Annotated in this window: 5 protein-coding genes; 4 read left to right on the top strand and 1 reads right to left on the bottom strand. The window is 66.1% G+C overall.

From position 1 onward, the window contains the following. Positions 1–646, top strand: a 646-nt coding sequence (locus VEY12_08090) for a hypothetical protein (GenBank protein ID HYM40085.1), incomplete at its 5' end; no start/stop codon positions are given. Between the two features lie 7 nt (positions 647–653). On the opposite strand, the gene VEY12_08085 is transcribed toward VEY12_08090, so the two are convergent. Then, entirely contained in the window at positions 654–830 is a 177-nt protein-coding gene (locus tag VEY12_08085; GenBank protein HYM40084.1) for a hypothetical protein, read from the bottom strand. A gap of 436 nt (positions 831–1,266) precedes the next feature. Between VEY12_08085 and VEY12_08080 the strand changes: the two genes are divergently transcribed. The 3 genes from VEY12_08080 to VEY12_08070 form a co-directional block, all read left to right on the top strand. Continuing rightward, entirely contained in the window at positions 1,267–1,878 is a 612-nt protein-coding gene (locus VEY12_08080; GenBank protein ID HYM40083.1) for a hypothetical protein, read from the top strand. Positions 1,879–1,942: 64 nt separating this feature from the next. Next, positions 1,943–2,167 (top strand): hypothetical protein, encoded by a 225-nt coding sequence (locus tag VEY12_08075; protein ID HYM40082.1) that lies wholly within the window; start codon positions 1,943–1,945, stop codon positions 2,165–2,167. 125 nt (positions 2,168–2,292) lie between these two features. Continuing rightward, a partial coding sequence (locus VEY12_08070; protein HYM40081.1) for a hypothetical protein occupies positions 2,293–2,697 on the top strand: 405 nt, incomplete at its 3' end.

The following is a 2,697-nucleotide window of genomic DNA, read 5'->3' as shown; positions in this document are numbered from 1 at the left end:
TGACCTCCCACGTACGGAGCGCGCTCGCCTCGTCCCCATGCACCGCAGCCGAAACAGCGGGTACTGCCTCTACACAAAGGACTTCCACAGCACGGTCAAGCTCAACACGGACCTGCCGTGGACGTGGCCCGCGCTGCGGGACATGGCGACCCATGAGGCATATCCCGGGCATCACGTGCACCAGACCACCCGCGAGTACGAGTACCTCCACGGGGACGTCCCCCGGGAGGCCGCCGTGAGCATGGCGGCGGACCCTATGGGACCCGTCGAGGAGGGGCTCGCGGAGAACGCCCTCCGGTTCGTCCGGTGGGACCGCGCCAAGGAGGACCGCCTCACGCTCCTCCTGAACCGCCTGCGGTGGGGGACCGAGGTCAACCTGGCCTGGATGGTCCACCACGAGGAGCCGCGACGGGAGCTCCTGCACTACGCGATGCACTCGGGCCTCGTGGACTGGCAGCAGGCCGTGCGCGACGTCCGGTACGCCGCGAACCGAGCGTGGGCGTCGTACGCGTTCTGCTACTGGCACGGGACGGCGATGATCCGGCGCAAGTACGAGAGCATGGACGGCGACCCCGCGTTCTTCGACGTCCTGTACTGGAAGCCGTACACGGTCCGCCTCCTCGAGAAGGCATTCCGCCGGATTTGAGTGGACGTCACGCCGGCGGTCCCTCGACGTGGAACCCGTGGGCGAGTTCGGCCACATAGTCCTCGGCCGGGGCGGAGCCGTACGTGCAGATGCCCGCCACGGCAGCGTCCACCGGGCTCGTCATCGCCTCGAGCTCGCCGCCGAACAGGTCCAAGGCATGGCCGAGCGGTGCCCCCTCGGGCACGGGGGCGCCCGGTTCGGCTGCGCGGCTCCGAAGGCCCTCCCAGCAGTCGTTGGCGCTCCTCGCGTGCGCTTCCGTGACGGACCGTATGGGGAACGATGCGGTCTCCATGAACCTTGCCGCTGCCTCGTCGGTTGTTGTCGTGGATCATCCTCCGGCATCGCGGGTCTCCTTGGCCGTGTCGGGATTGGACACGGGTACGATCCAAGGGCGCGAGCCCTTCACGACATCCGCTTACAAAGGACTATAGCCCCCCGCGACATTCCCTCTTTCACAAGCATCCCTCCACAACGAGGCGCCCGGGCTTGTCGGTGAGCAATCGCCGCCGGGCTGCCTCCTTTATTAGTCCACTCTGCTGCGGCGCTGCCGATTGCCACGAGGGATGCCACCGAAAGCTTTCAATCCCCCCAGATGCGTCTGCTCCACATCGAGGACTTCCATGGCGGTCTGTCCGAACTGCGGCCACAGGGAGCTCTTCCTGCATCCGTTGACCTGCGAGGGATGCCGGAAGGTCGGATGCGACCGCTGCCTGGGCGCCTACGCGTACACGTACCCCGTGGTGGGCGAGCCCGCCGTCGCCCACCGCGTCTGCTCCTGGGACTGCTTCGACCGCATGGCGACCTACAACGTGGGCAAGGGGCTCACGATTACCCCCTCGGGCGGCTACTGGTATTTCGGCAGCTACCAGCTCGTGCCCGAGGCGGCGCAGCATGCCGTCCGCATCCAAGCGGAGCACTTCGTCCTCGCGGAGCGCCACGAGGACGCCGCGCGCCTGTTCGAGGCCGTGGGCATGTGGAAGGAGGCGGGCGACACGAGGCGGCTCGGGGCACGGCAGGTCGTGACCCAAATCCACGTGGACGTGAACGACCTGGTTGCCCAGCTGCGGGCCATGGGCGTGACCGCGACGTACACCTGCCCCGCGTGCCACAGTCCGCTGGAAATCACGCCCGACACGAAGCCGGATGCGCTCGCGAAGTGCGCCCATTGCGGCGCCGTGATCATGCCCACGGACCTGGTCCAGGCCATCGCCAAGGTGGTGGGCTACCGCTAGCTCCCAGCACCCGTCGGAACCCTTGAATGCCTGCACCGGGATTCCCGTTGAGGATGCGAGGCGCATGATCGGTACGCGAGGGCCGACGTCGGGCATCGTGGGGAAGCGCTACTGGATCCTGGTCGTCGTGGCGATCATCCTCGGGCTGAGCCTGCTCGTCTCCTTTGATTTCAGCTCGGGCCAGTTCGGAGCGAGCATGTGGTCGAATCTCATTTCCGGAGTCCAGGTCAGCACCCTCGTCGTGGTCATCGCCTTCTTCCTCTGGTGGGCTCGCAGCCGCGACCGCTAAGGAACGGAGTAGGAGGAGAATCCCGCCCCCACCCGCGTCGCCCCCGAGTCGGCCGGAAGGGCGATGGTTCGCCTCAGTAAGTCTTAGACGACACGAAGCATGTACAGGCTCTGAGGGTGAGATTGGTGGACATCACACAGCTCCCCGCCCTTTGCGGAAAGCACCTCCGTCGCGTCCGTGACGTGTGGGGTTCCTCGCTCTCTGAGGCTGATAAAGACCGAGGAGTTCAGAACATCCTTGCGGAGGCTGCGTCATGCCGGGTCTGCTCGGAAGTGCGAACGCAGCACGAGCGGGAGCGTCAATGGCGGCTCCATCCCGACCCGAGAATATTCCCCCGCGGTAGGCAGGTGGGACGCATTCCGGAGGCCGTCTGGAAGGATCTCCGAGGATTTCCGAGGGCATCGGAGCACACGTATCCGTGTGCCGTCGAGACGGTTGACGGCACGTATTGGCCTCGCGTCCTCTTTGCAGAGAAGGAAGCCTATCATGGGCACTTCGAGGGGACGTACGGGATGGAGGAACCTTTCATT

This window comes from Thermoplasmata archaeon (assembly GCA_035632695.1).
In the GTDB taxonomy this organism is placed as follows: Archaea; Thermoplasmatota; Thermoplasmata; order RBG-16-68-12; family RBG-16-68-12; genus RBG-16-68-12.
Note: the sequence above shows the minus strand (reverse complement) of the source record. Positions and strands in the feature narration are given on the sequence as shown.